General features: G+C 77.0%; 1 protein-coding gene. It reads left to right on the forward strand.

Annotated elements, in window-relative coordinates:
* Positions 1-5 precede the first annotated feature (5 nt).
* Positions 6-19,910, forward strand: coding sequence for a non-ribosomal peptide synthase/polyketide synthase (locus ACGF0D_RS11455; RefSeq protein ID WP_392914947.1), 19,905 nt, complete (start codon positions 6-8; stop codon positions 19,908-19,910).
* The last annotated feature ends 66 nt before the right edge of the window (positions 19,911-19,976 follow it).

The following is a 19,976-nucleotide window of genomic DNA, read 5'->3' on the forward strand; positions in this document are numbered from 1 at the left end:
CGACCATGACGACGTCGAAGCGAGACCGCGCCGCCGCCCTGCCCGCCGACCTGCGCGAGGCCCTGCGCCAACGCCTGGCCGGCCGGGCCGGCGGGGCCCAGGCGGCCGCCGAACGGGCCATCCCGCGCGCCGACCGCAGCCGTCCGCTGCCGCCCTCCTTCGTCCAGCAGCGGCTCTGGTTCCTGGACCGGCTGCGCCCCGGGGACCCGCGCTACAACAGCGCCGTCGCCCTGCGGTTCACCGGAGCACTGGACCACGCGGCGCTCGCCGCGGCGCTCACCGCCGTGGTCGCGCGCCACGAGGCGCTGCGCACCACCTTCACCGAGGCCGACGGCCGGCCCGTGCAGACCGTCCGGGCGGCCGGCCCGGTGGAGCTGCCGGTCCGGGAGCGGGCCGCGGGGGAGAGCCTCGACGACGTCCTGCTCCAGGAGTACTCCCGGCCCTTCGACCTCGCCCGAGGGCCATTGCTGCGCGCCCTGCTGGTGGCCGAGTCGCCGCAGGCCCACGTGCTGCAGCTGACCGCCCACCACATCGTCACCGACGGCTGGTCGATGGGCGTCGTGCTGGACGAGCTGTGCACCGCCTACGACGCCCTGGCTCGCGGCGCCGAGCCCGCCCTGCCCGAAGTCGCCGCCCAGTACCCGGACTTCGCGGTGTGGCAGCGCGAGCAGCTCTCCGGCGACCGGCTGGAGAAGCAACTCGCCCACTGGCGGGAGAAGCTGGTCGGCGCGGTGCCGCCCGAGCTGCCGCTGGACCACCCGCGGCGCGGCGAGGAGGCCGGCCCCGGCGCCCTGCACACCTTCACCGTCCCCGCGCCGCTCACCGCCCGGCTGCGCGCACTCGCGGCCGAACGCCAGGGCACCCTCAACACCGCGCTGGTGGCCGGCACCCAGGCGCTGCTGGCCCGCTGGTCCGGGCAGGAGGACGTCACCGTCGGCACGCTGATGGCCGGCCGCACCCGCACCGAGCTGGAACGGGCCGTCGGCTGCTTCGTCAACACGGTGGTGCTGCGCACCCGGGTGGTGCCCGACGGGTCCTTCCGCGAGCTGCTCACGGCCGCCACCGAGACCGGCAACGACGCCCTCGCCCACGGCGACACGCCCTTCGAGCGGCTCGTCGAGGCGGTCGGCGCGCCCCGCGAGGCCGGCCGCAACCCGCTGTTCGACGTGCTGGTGCTGCTGCACCCCGCCCCGCCCGCCGCCGGCGACCCGCACGGACTCGCCACCGCCCCGGTCACCGTGCCCCGGCAGGCCGCCACCTTCGACCTCAGCGTCGAGTTCGTCCCCGACGGCGAGGCGCTCACCGGCGTCCTGGAGTACCGCGCCGACCTCTTCGACGCCCCCACCGCCGGCCGGATGGCCGACCAGCTGCTGCGGCTGCTGGAGGGCGCCGCCGCCGAACCCGACCGCCCGCTCGCCACCCTGCCGCTGCTCTCCGCGCGGGAGACGGAGCAGGTCACCCGGGAGTGGAGCGGCACCGCGCTGCCCGTCGAGGCCGTCGGCCTCCCCGAACTGTTCCGCCGCCGAGCGGCCCTGACCCCGCACGCCCCGGCCCTGGTCGCCGGGGAGGAGCGGCTGGACTACGCGACCCTCGACGCCCGCGCCGAACGGCTCGCCCGCCGGCTGGTCGCCCACGGCGCCGGCCCCGAACGGCTGGTCGCGCTGCGGCTGCCGCGCACCGCCGAGCTGGTGGTGGCCCTCCTCGCGGTCTGGAAGGCCGGCGCCGGCTACCTCCCGCTGGACCCTGCACTGCCCGAGGAGCGCGTCCGCTACCTGCTGGAGGACGCCCGCCCGGCGCTGCTGCTGGACGAGGAGACGCTGCGCGCCCTGGCGGACACTGACATTGACACCGACGCCGGCCCGCTTCCCGAGCCCGACCTCTCCACCACCGCGTACGTGCTCTACACCTCCGGCTCCACCGGCCGCCCCAAGGGCGTCACCGTCCCGCACCGCGCCCTGGCCCACCTGCTCGCCGCCCACCGGGCCGGCTTCGTCGCCGACGCCGGCGGCGGGCCGCTGAACGTCGCGCTGACCGCCTCCTTCTCCTTCGACACCTCGCTGGAGGGCGTGCTGCTGCTGGCCGACGGCCACCCGCTGCACCTCGTCGACGAGACCACCCGGATGGACCCGGCCGCGCTGGTCGAGTACGTCGTCCGGCACCGGATCGACTTCCTCGACCTCACCCCCTCCTACCTGCGCCAGCTGCTGCCCGCCGGGCTGCTCGACGACCCCCGCCACCACCTCCGGGTGCTGATGCTCGGCGGCGAGGCCGTCGCCCCCCGGCTCTGGCGCGAACTCGCCGCCCGCCCCGAGGTGGCCGCCTACAACTACTACGGCCCCACCGAGTGCACCGTCGACGCGCTCGCCTGCCGGATCGACGGCGGGGACCGGCCGCTGGTCGGCCGCCCGCTGCCCAACGTCCGCGCCTACGTCCTGGACGGGCGGCTCCGGCCGGTGCCACCCGGGGTGAGCGGCGAACTCCACCTGGCCGGCGAGCAGGTCGCCCGCGGCTACGCCGGCCGCCCGGGGCTGACCGCCGCCCGCTTCCTCGCCGACCCGTACGGCCCGCCCGGCACCCGGATGTACCGCACCGGCGACCTCGCCCGCTGGACGGCCGACGGGCGCCTGGAGTACCTCGGGCGCGCCGACGACCAGGTCAAGGTGCGCGGCCACCGGATCGAGCCCGGCGAGATCGAGGCCGCCCTGCTCGACCTGCCGGAGGTCGCCGCGGCCGCCGTGGTCGCCGTCCCCGACGCCCACGGGCAGAACCGGCTGGCCGCCTACCTGGTCTTCGCCGAGGGCGCCGCCCGGCCCTTCGCCGAGGGCGCCGCCCGGCCCTTCGCCGAGGGCGCCGCCCGGCCCTTCGCCGAACTGCGCGCGGCCCTGCGCCGGGTGCTGCCCGACCACCTGGTGCCGTCCTCCTTCACCGTGCTCGACGCGCTGCCGCTCGGCACCAGCGGCAAGCTGGACCGCCGCGCCCTGCCCGCCCCCGAAGCGGAAGGCCGGGAGGGGGAGTTCGTCGCCCCGCGCACCCCCGAGGAGGAGATCCTCGCCGCGATCTGGGCCGAGGTGCTCGGCGTGCCGAGGGTCGGCGTCACCGACAACTTCTTCGAACTCGGCGGCGACTCGATCCTGAGCATCCAGGCCGTCTCCCGGGCCCGCGCCGAGGGCCTGCGGATCGGCTCCCAGGACGTCTTCCGCCACCAGACCGTCGCCGACCTGGCCGCCGCGGCCCGCACCGCCGAGGCACCCGCCGCCGCGCCGCGCCGCCAGGACGGGCCCGCGCCGCTCACCCCCGTCCAGGAGTGGTTCTTCGCCGCCCACGGACCGCTGCGGCACTTCACCATGTCGATGCTGCTCGACCTCCCGTACGACCTGGACGAACCCGCCCTGGAACGGGCCCTGACCGCGCTGGTGGCCGCCCACCCGGCGCTGCGCACCCGGTTCGCCGAAACCGGGGCCGGCCTGCGCCAGGAACCGGTCGCGGACGCCGGAAACCTGCTCAGCCGGCTCGACCCCGGCCACGACCCCGAGGCCACCCGGCTGCGGGCCGCCGAGGCCGCCCGCGCCGAACTGGACCCGGCCACCGGCGCCCTGCTGCGCGCCGTCCTGTTCCGCGCCGCCGACGGCGCCCGCCCCCAGCTGTTCCTGACCGCCCACCACCTCGCCGTGGACAGCGTCTCCTGGCGGGTGCTGCTCGCCGACCTGGAGCAGGCCTACCGGCAGGCCGCCGCGGGCACCGCCCCCGAGCCGGAGCCCGAGCCCACCGCGTTCACCGACTGGGCCCACCGGCTCGCCGAGCTGGTCCGGGCCGGCGGCCTGGACCGGGACCTGCCGTACTGGAGGGCCGAGACCAACACCCCCGCCGAGCCGCTGCCCGTCGACCGGCCCGGCACCCCCACGGCCGGCTCGGTGCGCACCCTGCGCGGCCGGCTCGACCGGGCCACCACCGGGGCGCTGCTGCGCAAGGTCCCCGAGGTCTACCGCACCCAGGTCAACGACGTGCTGCTCAGCGCGCTCGGCCGGGCCCTCGCCGACTGGACCGGCACCGGGCGGGCCACCGTCGCCCTGGAGGGCCACGGCCGCGAGGACCTCTTCGACGACCTCGACCTCTCCCGCACCGTCGGCTGGTTCACCACCCAGTACCCCGTCACCCTCACCCCGGCCGGCCCCGCCGACGCCCCCGACTGGGCCGCCACCCTCAAGCAGGTCAAGGAGCGGCTGCGCGCCGTGCCCCGCCGCGGCCTCGGCTACGAGGCCCTCGCCCGGCTCGGCTCGCCCTCGGCGGGCGCCGCCGCCCTGCGGAACGTCCCGCTGCCGCAGGTCTCCTTCAACTACCACGGGCAGTGGACCGCCCCCGCGGCCGGGGACTTCGCGCCCGCCGGGCAGGCCCCCGGCCGGGACCTCGCCCCCGACGAGCCCCTGGACCACCTGCTGGACGTCTCCGCCGTGGTCGCCGACGGCGAGCTGGAACTCACCTGGCACTACAGCGAGGAGGTCCACGAGGCCGACACCGTCCGGGGCCTGGCCGAGGCCGTGCTCACCGCCCTGACCGCGATCGTCGAGCACTGCGCCGAGCCCGGCGCCGGCGGCCGCACCCCGTCCGACTTCCCGCTGGCCGGCCTCGACCAGGAGCAGCTGGACCAACTGGTCGGCGACGGCCGGGACGTGACGGACCTGCTGCCGCTCACCCCGCTCCAGGAGGGCATGCTCTTCCACCGCCTGGTCGGCGGCGAGGACGACGTCTACCTGGACCAGGCCGCCCTGCTGCTGGAGGGCGTCGCCGACCCGCACGCCCTCGCCCTGGCCTGGCAGCGGGTCGCCGACCGGACGCCCGCACTGCGCACCTCGGTGGTCTGGGAGGGCGTCCCCGCCCCGCTCCAGGTGGTGCGCCGGGGCGTGCGACTGCCCGTCACCCACCTGGACCTGCGGGCCGCCGACCCGGCCGAACGCGCCGAACGGCTGGACCGGCTGCGCGCCGAGGACCTCGCCCTCGGCCTGGACATCGCCACCGCCCCGCTCACCCGGCTCACCCTGGTCCGGCTGCCCGAGGCCCGGCTCCAGCTGCTGTGGACCTCCCACCACCTGATCCTGGACGGCTGGAGCCTCGCCCAGGTGCTCACCGACGTGTTCGCCGAGTACGCGGCGATCACCACCGGCGGCGCGCCCGCCCCGGCGGTGCGCCGGCCCTTCGCCGACTACGTGCACTGGCTGGCCGGGCAGGACGCCGAGGCCGCCCGGGCCCACTGGCGGTCCGTCCTGGACGGCTTCGCCACCGCCACCCCGCTGCCCGCCGACCGGGTGCGGCGCGAGGCCCACCGGGCCCGCTCGGCCGGCTCCCACAGCGCCGCCCTGACCGAGCAGGCATCCGAGCGACTGGCCCGCACCGCACGGCAGTCCGGGCTGACCCTCGGCACCGTGGTGCAGGGCGCCTGGGCGCTGCTGCTGTCCCGCCACAGCGGCGAGCCTGACGTCCTGTTCGGCACCACCGTCTCCGGCCGGCCCGAGGAGCTGCCCGGCGTCGAGTCGATGATCGGCATGTTCATCAACACCCTGCCCACGAGGGTCCGGGTGGACGGCTCCCGCACCGCCGCCGACTGGCTGCGCGAACTCCAGGACGACCAGGCCGAGGCCCGCCGGCACGCGGCCGTCTCGCTCGCCGAACTCACCGGCTTCAGCGACGTCCCGTCCGGCAGCGCGCTGTTCGACAGCATCGTCGCCTTCGAGAACTACCCCTTCGACGACGCCGACGCCGCCAGCACCGGAGTGCGCCTGGCCGAGGTGTCCTCCCGGGACGCCACCAACTTCCCGCTGGTGCTGCGCGCCTACCAGGGCGGGCAGGTCGGCTTCGACCTCGCCTACGACCCCGAGCTGTTCGACGCCGCCACCGTGCGCGGCCTCGCCGATCGGCTCTGCCTGCTGCTCACCGAGCTGGCCGCCGGCCTCGACCGCCCGCTGCGCGTCCTGGCCCGGACCACCGAGGAGGAGCGGCGCCGGCTGCTGGTCGACTGGAACGGCGCCGCCCAGGGCCGCCCCGAGCGCACCCTGGTCGAGCTGTTCGAGGAGCAGGCCGCCCGCACCCCGGGCGCCGTGGCCGTCACCTGCGGCGCCGAGCAGCTCTCCTACGCCGAACTGGACGCCCGGGCCGACCGGCTCGCCCACCGGCTGGCCGAGTTCGGCGCCGGCCCCGAGCGGTACGTCGCCCTGGCGCTGCCCCGCAGCACCGAGCTGGTGGTGGCCGTCCTCGCCGTCCTCAAGAGCGGCGCCGCCTACCTGCCGCTGGACCCGGCCCTGCCCGCCGAACGCCGCGCCGAACTGCTGCGCGACGCCGCCCCGGTGGCCCTGGTGACCTTCGAGGAGCCGGCCGGTGTCGAGGTCCCCGTCCTCGCCCTGGCCCGCCCCGAGGTGCGCGCCGACCTCGCCCGCCGCCCGGCCGGCCCGCTCGGCGCCGAACGCCGTCCGCTGCCCGACAGCCCCGCCTACGCCATCTTCACCTCCGGCTCCACCGGCCGCCCCAAGGGCGTCGTGATACCGCACGCCAACGTCGTCCGGCTGTTCGAGCAGACCCGGGAGCAGTTCGGCTTCGGCCCCGAGGACGTCTGGACGCTCTTCCACTCCTACACCTTCGACTTCTCGGTCTGGGAGCTGTGGGGCCCGCTGCTGCACGGCGGCCGGCTCGTGGTGGTGCCCGAGGACACCGCCCGCTCCCCGGAGGACTTCCTGCGGCTGCTCGCCGACGAGCGGGTCACCGTCCTCAACCAGACCCCGTCCGCGTTCCACCAGCTGGCCCGCGCCGACGCCCAGCACCCGGACGTCTCCGCCCGGCTGGCGCTGCGCACCGTGGTCTTCGGCGGCGAGGCGCTGGACGTCACCCGGCTCACCGACTGGTACCGGCGCCACCCCGAGGACGCCCCGCGCCTGGTGAACATGTACGGCATCACCGAGACCACCGTGCACGTCACCCACACCGAACTCGACCGGGCCACCGCCGCGGCCACCGCCGGCGGCCCGGGCCCGATCGGCACCGGCATCGCCGACCTGCGGCTGTACGTGCTCGACGACGACCTGGCCCTGCTGCCCCCGGGCGCCGTCGGCGAACTGTACGTGGCGGGCGAGGGCCTGGCCCGCGGCTACCTCAACCGGCCAGGCCTCACCGCCACGCGCTTCCTCGCCGACCCGTTCGGCGCCCCCGGCAGCCGGATGTACCGCACCGGCGACCGCGCCCGCCGACAGGCCGACGGCACCCTGCGCTACCTGGGCCGCGCCGACCAGCAGGTCAAGATCCGCGGCTACCGGATCGAACCCGGCGAGATCGAGGCCGCCCTCCAGACCCACCCCGGCGTGGGCCTGGCCACCGTCGGCGTCTACCAGGACACGTCCGGCACCCGCCGGCTGGTCGCCCACGTCGTCGGCGAGGGCCAGGAGCAGCCCCCGGGCGCCGCCGAGCTGCGCGCCCACCTGGAACGGCTGCTGCCCGCCTACCTGGTGCCCGCCGCGTACGTCCCGCTGGCCGCGCTGCCGCTCACCCCCAACGGCAAGCTCGACCGGCGCGCCCTGCCGCTGCCGGGACCGGACGGCTTCGCGGCCGGCCGCGAGCGCACCGTCCCCCGCACCCCCGCCGAGCGGCTGGTCGCCGAGGCCTGGACGGAGGTCCTGGACACCGGCGAGGTCGGCGCCGAGGACGACTTCTTCGCCCTCGGCGGGGACTCCATCCTCGCCGTGCGGGTCACCGCCCGGCTGCGCACCGCCTTCGGCTCCGCGGACCTCTCGCCCCGGCTGCTGTTCACCCACCCCGTGCTCGCCGACCTCGCCGCGGCGCTCGGCGAGCCGGGCCGCCCCGGCACCGCACGGACCGTCATCCCCGCCGCCGACCCGGGCGCCGAGCCGCCGCTCTCCTACGCCCAGCAGCGGCTCTGGTTCCTCGACCGCTTCGAGCCCGGCAGCACCGAGTACACCTCGCTGTCCGTGCTGCGGCTGCGCGGGCCCCTCGACCGGGAGGCGCTGGGCACCGCCCTGGACGCCCTGGTGGAGCGGCACGAGGCGCTGCGGACCGGCTACGCCGAACGGGACGGCCGGGCCCGCCAGGTGGTGCGCCCGCCGTACCCCGTCGAGCTGCCCTGCGAGGACGTCCCGCCCGCCGAGCTGGACGCCCTGCTGGAGCGGATCGCCGCCACCCCCTTCGACCTGGAGGCCGGCCCGGTGCTGCGCGCCCACCTGGCCCGCACGGCCGCCGAGGAGTACGTCCTCGCCCTGGCCGTGCACCACATCGCCACCGACGGCTGGTCGATGGGCGTGCTCGGCCGCGACCTCGGCGAGCTGTACGCCGCCGCCCTGGCGGGCCGTGTCCCGCGGCTGCCCGAACTGCCGCTGCGGTACACCGACTTCGCGGCCTGGCAGCGCACCCGCACCGCCGCCGCCGAGGCCGACCTCGACCACTGGCGCCGGGCCCTGGACGGCCTGGAGCCGCTGGAGCTGCCCACCGACCGGCCGCGCCCGGCGGTGCGCACCCGGGAGGGCGCGCTGGTCACCTTCGCGCTGCCCGCCGAGCTGACCGCCCGGCTGCGCGAGCGCGGCCGGGAGGCCGACGGCACCCTCTACACCGTCCTGCTGGCCGCCTGCCAGGTGCTGCTGGCCCGCTGGTCCGGGCAGCGCGACATCGCCGTCGGCACCGTCACCTCCGGCCGCGAGCAGGGCGAACTCCACGACCTGGTCGGCATGTTCGTCAACACCCTGGTGCTGCGCGGCGACATCCGCCCCGAGCGGTCCTTCCGCGAGCTGCTGACCGCCGCCCAGGCCACCGTCCTGGACGCCCTGGCCCACCAGGAGGTGCCCTTCGAACGGCTGGTGGACGCCCTCCAGCCGGAGCGCGACACCAGCCGCACCCCGCTGTTCCAGGTGATGGTGGCCCTGCACAACCTCGGCGCCGAGGCGCCCCGGCTGCCCGGCCTGACGGTGGAACCGATCACCCCGCCGGTCCGCAACGCCACCTTCGACCTCTCCTTCGACTTCGCCGAGCACGACGGCGGCCTGACCGGCTACCTGGAGTACAGCACCGGGCTGTTCGACGCCCGGACCGCCGAGCAACTCGCCGCCCGGCTGACCACCCTGCTGGCCGCCGTCGCCGAGGAGCCGGGGACGGCCGTCGGGGCGCTGCCGCTGATGACCGGGCAGGAGCGGCGGCAGGTGCTGCGGCAGGGGCGGGTCGAGCCGCTGCCCGGTCCTGACACCACCTTCACCGCCCTGTTCGAGGAGCAGGCCGCCCGTACCCCCGGCGCCACCGCGCTGGTCGCCCGGGACGCCACCCTGGACTACGCCGCGCTCAACGCCCGGGCCAACCGCCTCGCCCGCCACCTGGTGGCCCTCGGCGCCGGCCCGGAGCAGGTGGTCGCCGTCCGGCTGCCGCGCACCTCCGAGCTGGTGGTGGCGCTGTTCGGGGTGCTCAAGGCCGGGGCCGCCCTCCAGTTCGTCGACCCGGACCTGCCCGAGGAGCGGGCCGCCCTGCTGCTCGACGACACCCGGCCGCGTACGGTGCTGACCGAGCGGGCCCTGCGCGAGGTGCCCTGGGAGGCCCTGCCCGGCCACGACCTGACCGACGCCGAGCGGAGCACCCCGCTGCTGCCGGGGCACGCCGCCTACCTGATCCACACCTCCGGCTCCACCGGCCGCCCCAAGGGCGTGGTCGTCGAGCACCGCCAGCTGGTCAACCTCTGCCGCGACCACCGGGAGGGGATGCTCGCCCCGCACACCGCCGACGGCCGCCGGCTGAAGGTCGCCCTCAGCGCCTCCCTCTCCTTCGACACCAGCTGGGAGGGCCCGCTGCTGCTGGTGTCCGGCCAGGAACTCCACCTGATCGACGAGGACGTCCGGCTGGACCCGCAGGCCTTCTGCGCCCGGATCGTCGAACAGCGGCTCGACGTCGTCAACGTCACCCCCTCCTTCCTGCGCGAACTCACCGCCGCCGGGCTCTTCGCCCCCGCCGCGCACCACCCCCGGCTGCTGCAGCTCGGCGGCGAGGCCGTCCCCGCCGCCACCTGGCGGGAACTGTGCGCCGCGCAGGCCGAGTTCGGCATCAGCACCTACAACCTGTACGGGCCCACCGAGTGCACCGTCGACGCCGTCTACGCCCGCTGCGCCGACCACCCCGGGCGCCCGGTGATCGGCCGGCCGGGCCGGGGCGTCACCGCCTACGTGCTCGACGGCGCGCTGCGCCCGGTGCCGCCCGGCATGCCGGGGGAGCTGTACCTGGCCGGTGAGCAGCTCGCTCGCGGCTACCTGGGCCGGCCCGGACTGACCGCCACCCGCTTCCTGCCCGACCCGTACGGCCCGCCCGGCACCCGGATGTACCGCACCGGTGACCTCGCCCGCTGGGACGCATGGGGGTCCCCCCGGCCGGAGGCTGGGGGAGGGCAGCTGGAGTTCCTCGGCCGCGCCGACGAGCAGGTCAAGATCCGCGGCTTCCGAATAGAGCCCGGCGAGGTGGAGGCCGCCCTGCTGTCCCACCCCGACCTCGCGGACTGCGCCGTCGCCGCCCGCGACCAGGGCGGCCGGACCGTCCTGGTCGGCTACCCGGTGCCCGCCGGGGAGCGGGTGCCGCCCGCCGAGGAGCTGCGGGCCTGGCTGCGCCGCACCCTGCCCGACCACCTGGTGCCCACCGCCTTCGTCCCGCTGGCCCGCATCCCGCGCACTACCAGTGGCAAGACCGACCGGCGCGCCCTGCCCGCCCCGCCCGCCCAGCCGGACCGCACCACCCCGTACGTCGCCCCGCGCCCCGGCACCGAGGAGCTGCTCGCCGCGATCTGGGCCGAGGTGCTGGGCGTGGAGCGGGTCGGCGCCCGGGACAACTTCTTCGCCCTCGGCGGGGACTCCATCCTCAGCATCCAGATCGTCTCCCGGGCCCGCGCCGCCGGACTCGCCCTCACCACCAAGGACGTCTTCCGCTACCAGAACGTCGCCGAACTCGCCCTCTGCGTCGGCGAGTTGTCCGACCTCGCGGAGCCGGGGGAGGAGGCCGAGCCCGCCGAGGCGCCGCTCACCCCGATCCAGCACTGGTACCTCGACGGCCGCCGGCCCGGCGAGGCGCTGCGCTTCACCATGACCCAGCGCCTCGCGCTGGCCCCGGACACCGACCCGGCCGCCCTGCACCGGGCCGTGCTCGCCCTGGTGGAGCACCACCCGGCGCTGCGCACCCGCTTCCGCCACGGCGGGACCGGCTGGTACCAGGAAGTCCTCCCCGCGGGCCCGGATGGCGTCTTCACCCGCCACCGGGGCGCGGCGGAAGCCGAGGTGCAGCAGGCCGCCGAGCAGGCCCAGCGCTCCCTCGACCCGGTCGAGGGCCGGATGCTGCGCGCCCTGTACTTCGACGGCGGCGAACGGCAGCCGGGCCAACTCGTGCTGACCGTCCACCACCTGGCCGTGGACGGCGTCTCCTGGCGCATCCTGCTCGCCGACCTCGAAGCCGCCTACCGCGCCGCCCGGAGCGGCGCACCCGTCCGGCTGCCCGAGCCCGGCACCTCCTACACCCGGTGGGCCGCCCGGCTGGAGCGGCACACCCGCTCCGGCGCCCTGGACGCCGACACCGCCTACTGGACCCGCACCGGCGAGGCCCCGGCCGAACTGCCCGCCGGGCGTCCCGGCCCCAACACCCACGGCACCGCCGCCACCCTCACCGTCACCCTGGACGAGGAGACCACCGAGGCCCTGCTGCGCCGCGTCCCGGAGGTCTACCGGACCCAGGTCAACGACGTCCTGCTCAGCGCGCTCGGCCGCACCCTGGCCCGCTGGTGCGGCCGCGGCTCCCTGCTGATCGGCGTCGAGGGCCACGGCCGCGAGGACCTCTTCGCCGACCAGGACCTCTCCCGGACGGTCGGCTGGTTCACCGCCGAGTTCCCGCTCGCCCTGCGCGTCGACCCCGCGGCCGGCTGGCACGACACCCTGCGCTCGGTCAAGGAGCAGCTGCGCGCCGTCCCGCTGCGCGGACTCAGCCACGGCGCCCTGCGCCACCTCCACCCGTCCGCCCTGCCGGCCGACGCGGCCGCGCCGCAGTTCGGCTTCAACTACCACGGCCAGTGGGACACCCGCGGCGGCGCCGACGGGCTGCTGCGCGGCTCGCTGCCCCCGGCCGGGCGGGACACCGACCCCGACGAGCCCCGCCCCTACCTGCTGGACGTCATCGGCGCGGTCCAGGACGGCCGGCTCGAACTGGGCTGGACCTACCCCGCGGCGGTGTACGAGGAGTCCACCGTCCGCGCCCTCGCCGAGCAGACCCTGCACGCCCTGCGCGAACTGGCCGAGCACTGCGCCGCCCCGGGCGCCGGCGGCCGCACCCCGTCCGACTTCCCGCTGGCCGGCCTCGACCAGGCCGCGCTGGACCACCTGGTCGGCGACGGCCGCGAGGCCGAGGACGTGCTGCCGCTCACCCCGCTGCAGTCCGGCATGCTCTTCCACGGCCTGGTCGACGAGGACGGTGCCTACGTGGACCGGATCGCCGTCCGGCTGGCCGGCGTCACCGACCCGGCGGCCTTCGCCGAGGCCTGGCAGCTGGTCGCCGACCGCACCCCGGCGCTGCGCACCGCCGTGCACTGGCGCGGCCTGCCGCACCCCGTCCAGCTGGTCGCGCGCCGCGCCGCCCTGCCCGTCCGTCACCTGGACTGGCGCGGCCTGACGTCCGAGCGGCGCGCCGCCGCGACCGAGCGGCTGCTCGCCGAGGAGCGGGCCGCCGGGCTGGACCTCGGCACCGCGCCGCTCACCAGGCTGGCCCTGGCCGCGCTGCCCGGCGACGAGGTGCTGCTGCTCTGGTCCACCCACCACGTGATCCTGGACGGCTGGAGCACCGGGCAGCTGCTCACCGAGGTGTGCGAGGAGTACGCCGCGCTGACCGGCGGACCGCAGGCCCCCCGCCCGGTCCGCCGCCCCTTCGCGGACTTCCTCGGCTGGCTGCGCGAGCAGGACGGGCGGGCCGCCGAGGAGCACTGGAGCGCGGCCCTGGAAGGGTTCACCGAACGGACCGCGCTGCCCTACGACCGCCGGCCCGCCGGGGCCCACCGGGCCCGCGCCACCGCCGCCGTCCACCGCGAACTCGACGGGGCGCTCTCCGCCCGGCTGCGGGAGAACGCCGCGGCCGCCGGACTGACCGTCAACACCCTGGTCGAGGGCGCCTGGGCGCTGCTGCTGGCCCGCTACGGCGGCACCGGGGACGTCGTCTTCGGCACCACCGTCTCCGGCCGGCCGGCCGAACTGCCCGGTGTCGAGACGATGATCGGCCTGTTCATCAACACCGTGCCGGCCCGTGTCCAGCTGCCGACCGGGAGCGTGCGGAACTGGCTGCGGGACCTCCAGGACCGGCAGAGCGACGGCCGCCGCCACGACCACCTGGCCCTGCCCCGGATCCAGGGCCTGAGCGAACTGCCCGCCGGGGAGGCGCTGTTCGACAGCATGCTGGTGTTCGAGAACTACCCCGTCGACGAGTCCGCCGCGGACCGCACCGGCGTCCGGGTGGTCGAGGTGCGCGCCGACGACGCCACCACCTTCCCCTGGTGCCTGCGCGCCCACCTCAGCGGACAGCTCGCCTTCGACCTGGCGTACGACCCCGCGCTGTTCGACGAGAGCACCGCCCGGGATGCCGCCGACCGCCTCGCCCTGCTGCTGACCGCCCTCGCCGACGGCCTGGACGGCGACCTCGCCGCGCTCGACCCGCTCACGGCGGCCGACCGCGCCCTGCTCGCCTCCTGGCACACCACCGCCCGCCCGCCGGCGCCGGACAGCCCGCTGCGGATCTTCGCCGAGCAGGCGCGCCGCACCCCCGACGCCCCCGCCGTGCGCGACGGCGAGCGGGAACTGACGTACCGCGCACTGGACGACTGGTCCGACCGGCTGGCCGCCCGGCTGCTCGCCGACGGCCTGGCCCCCGAGGGCCGGGTGGCGCTGGCGATGGACCGCGGCGCCGAACTCGTCGTCGCCGAGCTGGCCGTCCTCAAGGCGGGCGGCGCCTACCTGCCCGTCGACCTGCGCGCCCCCGAGGAGCGCCGCCGCGCCCTGCTCGACCGGGCCGGCGCGGCCCTGCTGCTCACCGCCGAGCAGGTCGCCGCCGCACTCGACGAACCGGCCCCGGCGGCGCCCGCACGGCCGAGCGCCGACCCCGACCGGCTGGCGTACGTGATGTACACCTCCGGCTCCACCGGCGAGCCCAAGGCCGTCGCCGTCCGGCACCGCGACGTGGCCTCGCTCGCCACCGACAGCCGCTTCGCCGACGGCAGCTGCGCCCGGGTGCTGCTGCACTCGCCGGTCGCCTTCGACGCCGCCACCTTCGAGGTGTGGGCGCCGCTGCTGAACGGCGGCTGCGTCCTCGTCGCCCCCCGGGGGCCGCTGGACGCCACGCTGCTGCGCCGGCTCGCCGGGCCGGACGGGCCGTCCGCGATCTGGCTCACCGCCGGGCTGTTCCGGCTGCTCGCCCAGGACGCGCCGGACTGCTTCAGCGGCCTGCGAGCGCTGTGGACCGGCGGGGACGTGGTGCCCGCCGCCGCCGTGCGCCGCGTCCTCGCCGCCTGCCCCGGGCTGACCGTGGTGGACGGCTACGGCCCCACCGAGACGACCACCTTCGCCACCGCCCACGCCCTGTCGGACGCCGCCGCGGTGCCCGACACCGTCCCGATCGGCCGCCCGCTGGACGACCGGCGGGCGCACGTCCTGGACCGGCGGCTGCGGCCCGTCCCGCCGGGCTGCGCGGGCGAGCTGTACCTGGCCGGCGAGGGCGTGGCCCGCGGCTACCTCGGCCGCCCCGGCGCGACCGCCGCCCGCTTCCTCGCTGACCCCTCCGGCCCGCCCGGCGCCCGGATGTACCGCACCGGGGACCTCGCCCGCCGCCGCGCCGACGGCACCGTCGAGTTCCTCGGCCGCGCCGACGACCAGGTGAAGATCCGCGGCTTCCGGGTCGAGCCCGCCGAGGTGGAGGCCGCCCTGGCTGCTCACCCGCTGGTCTCCGACGTCGCCGTGGTCGTCCGCGAGGACCGGCCCGGCGCCCGCCGGCTGGTCGCCTACCCGGTCGGCGCCGCCGACCCCGAGGAGCTGCGGGCCTTCGCCGCCCGCACCCTGCCCGACTACCTCGTCCCGGCCGCCTTCGTCCCGCTGGCCGCCCTCCCGCTGAGCCGCAACGGAAAGGTCGACCGGGCCGCCCTCCCGGCGCCGGAACCCGGCGGCGAGCGCCGCTCCCGCACCGAACCGCGCACCGCGGCCGAACACCGCACCACCGAGGTGTTCGCCGAGGTCCTCGGCATCCGCCCGCCCGGCGTCGACGAGGACTTCTTCGCCCTGGGCGGCGACTCCATCCTCAGCATCCGGCTCGCCGCCCGCCTCGCCGAGGCCTTCGGCACCGACCTCGGCCCCCGCGCGGTCTTCGACCACCCCACCCCGGAAGGCCTGGCCCGGCTGCTCACCTCCGAGCCGGGCACCCCGGCCCGCCCGCCGGTGCTCCCGGTCGCCCGCGCCGGCGCCGCCCCGATGTCCTACGCCCAGCAACGCCTCTGGTTCCTGGAGGAGTTCGCGCCCGGCGGCGCCGAGTACGTCACCGCGCTCGCGCTGCGGCTGCGCGGCACCCTGGACACCGAGGCCCTCGGCGCGGCCCTCGGCGCCCTGGCGGCCCGGCACGAGTCGCTGCGCACCACCTTCGACAGCGTCGACGGCCACGGCGTCCAGCTCGTCCACCCGCCGCGGGACGTCCCGCTGCCGCTCCACGACCTCGCCGAACTGCCGTACAGGGAAAGGGAGGAGGCCCTGCGCGAGCTGCTCGCCGCCGAACGCGCCCGCCCCTTCGACCTGCGCCGCGGACCGCTGCTGCGGCCCGCCCTGGCCCGGCTCGCCGACGGCGAGCACGTGCTCGCGCTGACCCTGCACCACATCGTCACCGACGGCTGGTCCACCGCGGTGCTGCTCACCGACCTCGCCCACCTCTACCGCGCCGAACTCGACTCCACGCAAGGCCCGTTGGCGCCGCTTCCGGTGCAGTACGCCGACTACGCGCACTGGCAGCGCACCGCCGGCGCCCCCGCCGAGCAGCAACTCGACTACTGGAGGCGGCAACTGGACGGCGTCGCCCCGCTGCGGCTGCCCACCGACCGGCCCCGGCCCGCGGTGCGCACCAGCAACGGCGCCACCGCCCGGCTGGAACTGCCCGCCGACACCGCCCGCCGGCTGGCCGAGGTCGGCCGCGAGCGCGGCACCACCCTGTTCACCACCCTGGTCGCCGCCGCCCAGGCCTACCTGGCCCGGCTCGCCGGGGACACCGACATCGCCGTCGGCACCGTCACCTCCGGCCGCGACCGCCCCGAGGTCCAGAGCCTCGTCGGGTTCTTCGTCAACACCCTGGTGCTGCGCTCCCGGGTCGAGCCCGGGCAGCCCTTCGACGCGCTGCTCGGCGAGGTCCGGCAGACCGTCCTGGACGCCCTCGCCCACCAGGACGTGCCCTTCGAGAAGGTCGTCGACGAGGTCCAGCCGGTGCGCGACACCAGCCGCAGCCCGCTCTTCCAGGTCCTCGTGGTGCTCCAGAACGCCCCGTCCGCCGCACTCGACCTGCCCGGCCTGGACGTGGGCGACGTCGAGACCGACAACACCCGCACGGCCTTCGACCTGGTGGTGGAGTTCGCCGAGGCCGACAGCGGAGCGCTGCACGGCCTGCTCACCTACAACACCGACCTGTTCGACCCGGCCACCGTCGAGCGGATGGCCGGCCAGCTCGCCACCCTGCTGACCGCCGTCGCCCAGGACCCGGCCCGCGCCGTCGGCGCGCTGCCGCTGGCCAGCCCGGACGCGCCGCCCGTCGAGCCGACCGGCACCTTCCGCCCGGTGCCCGAGGCGACCCTGCCCGAACTCTTCCAGCGGCAGGCCGCCGCCACCCCCGACGCACCGGCCCTGCTCGACGGCGAACGGGAGCTGAGCTACGCCGAACTGGACCGGGCCGCCAACCGGCTGGCCCACCGGCTCATCGGGCGCGGCGTCGGGCCCGAGCGGCTGGTCGCCCTCGCGCTGCCCCGCTCGGCCGCCATGGTCGTCGCCCAGCTCGCCGTCGCCAAGGCCGGCGGCGCCTTCCTCCCCGTCGACCCGGACTACCCGGCGCCCCGGCGGGAGTTCATGGTCCGCGACGCCGGCACCCACCTGCTGCTCGACGACCCGGCCGAGGTGTGGGCCGCCGACGGGCCGGACACCGCGCCCACCGACGCCGACCGCACCACCGCCCTCACCCCCGCCCACCCGGCCTACACCATCTACACCTCCGGCTCCACCGGCACCCCCAAGGGCGTCCTGGTCACCCACGCCGGCCTCGCCGTCTTCGCGGCCGCCGCCGCCGAGCAGTACGCCGTCGGCCCCGGCGACCGGGTGCTCCAGTTCGCCTCGCCCAGCTTCGACGCCTCCGTGCTGGAACTGTGCATCGCCCTGCTCACCGGGGCCGCCCTGGTCACCGGGGAGGAGGGGCCGCTGGTCGGCGAACGGCTCGCCGAGGTGCTGGCCGCCCGCCGGATCAGCCACACCCTGATCCCCCCGGCGGCCCTGGCCACCCTGGAACCGGAGACCGCCGCCGCCCTGCCCGGGCTGCGCACCCTGGTGGTCGGCGCCGAGGCCTGCCCGGCCGACCTCGTCGACACCTGGGCCCCCGGCCGACGGATGATCAACTCCTACGGCCCCACCGAGGCCACCGTCGTCGCCAGCTGGACCGACCCGCTCGCCCCCGGCGGCGGCAGCCCCGCGATCGGCCGCCCCAGCGGCGCCACCCGCGCGTACGTCCTGGACACCGCCCTGCGGCCGGTGCCGCCCGGCATCACCGGCGAGCTCTACCTGGCCGGCCCCGGCCTCGCCCGCGGCTACCTCGGCCGGCCCGGCCTCACCGCCGCCCGCTTCCTGCCCGACCCGTACGGCGCGCCCGGCACCCGGATGTACCGCACCGGCGACCTCGCCCGCCGCGACGCCGACGGCCAACTCCGGTTCGCCGGACGCGCCGACGAGCAGATCAAACTGCGCGGCTTCCGGATCGAACCGGGCGAGATCGAGAGCGCCCTGCGCCGCAGCCCCCTGGTGCGCGACGCCGTCGTCACCGTCCGCCCCGACGGCCCGGGCGGCGGCCGGCTGGTCGGCTACGTCGTCCCGGCCGACGCCACCGCCGGCGCCCCCGCCCTCGAACTGCGCCTCCACCTCGCCGAGTCACTGCCCCCGCACCTCGTCCCCGCGGCCTTCGTCCCGCTGGAGCGCCTCCCGCTCACCCCCAACGGCAAGCTCGACCGGCGGGCCCTGCCCGACCCCGGGCCCGCCCACGCCACCTCCGGCGGCCCGGGCCGGGCGCCGGAGACCGACCTCGAACGCCGGATCGCCCGGATCTGGGCCGACGTCCTCGGCCTCGACGAGGTCGGCGCCGACGACAACTTCTTCCTGCTCGGCGGCGACTCCATCCTCAGCATGCAGGTGGTGTCCCGGCTGCGCCGCGACGGCCTCCACCTGGCCACCCGGGACCTGTTCAGCCACCAGACCGTGGCCCGGCTCGCCACCGTCGTCACCGCCGTCACCGAACGCGCCGACGACGGCCCGGTGACCGGCGACGTGCCGCTCACCCCCATCCAGGAGTGGTTCCTGACCACCCCGCGCGCCGCCCACCACCACTTCAACCAGTCCACCCTGCTCGAACTCGCCGCCGACCCCGACCCGCAGGCGCTGCGCGCCGCCCTCGACGCCCTGCTGGAACACCACGACGCGCTGCGCATGCGCTACACCCACGACGAGACCGGCTGGCACCAGTTCAACCCGCCGCCCGCCCCCGTCGACGGCCTCCTGGTCCACCACGACCTGACCGGGCAGGGCACCGAGGCCGCCGACGCGGCCATGGCCAGGGCCGCCGACGAACTCCACGCCGGCTTCGACCTCGCCGGCGGCCCGCTGCTGCGCGCCGCCCTGTTCACCGGCCACCCGGACCACCCCGCCCTGCTGCTCCTGGTCGCCCACCACCTCGTCGTCGACGCCGTCTCCTGGCGGGTGCTGCGCGACGACCTGGAGAGCGCCCACCGGCAGGCCGTCCGCGGCGAGAAGATCGGCCTCGGGGAGCGCGGAACCTCCTTCCGGGACTGGGCGCACCGGCTCTCCGCCCACGTCGCCGAGGGCGGCCTGGACCACGAACTCCCGTACTGGGAGGAGGCGGTGACCGCCCGGACCGACCTGCCCGGAGGCGCCGGCGGTGACGACTCCGAGAGGGGCGCGGTCACCGTCGAACTCGACGAGGCGGACACCGAGGCGCTGCTGCGCGCCGCCCCCGCCGCCTACCGCACCCGGGTCAACGACGTGCTGCTCGCCGCCCTCGCCCTCGCCCTGGCCCGCTGGAGCGGCCGGGAGCGGATCGCCCTGGACCTGGAGGGGCACGGCCGGGAGGACCTGCTGGAGGGCGTCGACCTGTCCCGTACGGTCGGCTGGTTCACCACCGTCCACCCCGTCACCTTCCACGTCCCCGACCCCGCCGACCTCGGCCCGGACCGCGACTGGCGCGCCCTGGTGAAGTCCGTGCGCCGGCAACTGCGCGCGGTGCCCGGCAACGGCCTGGGCTTCGGCGCCCTGCGGACCTTCGGCGGCCCCGAGGTCCGCGAGCGCCTCGCCGCCGGCGGGCACAGCCAGGTGGTCTTCAACTACCTCGGCCAGTGGGACGCCCGGCCCGAGACCGCCGACGACGGCCTGGTCCGCGCCGAACTCGGCTCCTTCGGCCGGGACCACGACCCCCGGGACGGCGGCTCCCACCCGCTGGAGGTGGTCGGCGCGGCCCAGCACGGACGCCTCGCCTTCACCTGGCACCACCGGCCCGCCGCCCACGACACCGCGGCCGTCCGCCGGGCGGCCGAGGACTTCGCCGCCGCCCTGCGGCAGATCGCCCGGCACGCCCGGGAAGGACGGTGACCACGCCACCACCCACCCGCACCGACCCCGCACCGACCCCGTGACGACCGACCGACGATGACGAAG

The sequence above is a fragment of the Kitasatospora sp. NPDC048298 genome (genome assembly GCF_043201465.1).
Classification (GTDB): domain Bacteria; phylum Actinomycetota; class Actinomycetes; order Streptomycetales; family Streptomycetaceae; genus Kitasatospora.

Coding starts and splice junctions, on each gene's coding strand:
- ACGF0D_RS11455 (WP_392914947.1), top strand. CDS start 6: ATGACGACGTCGAAGCGAGACCGCGCCGCCGCCCTGCCCGCCGACCTG.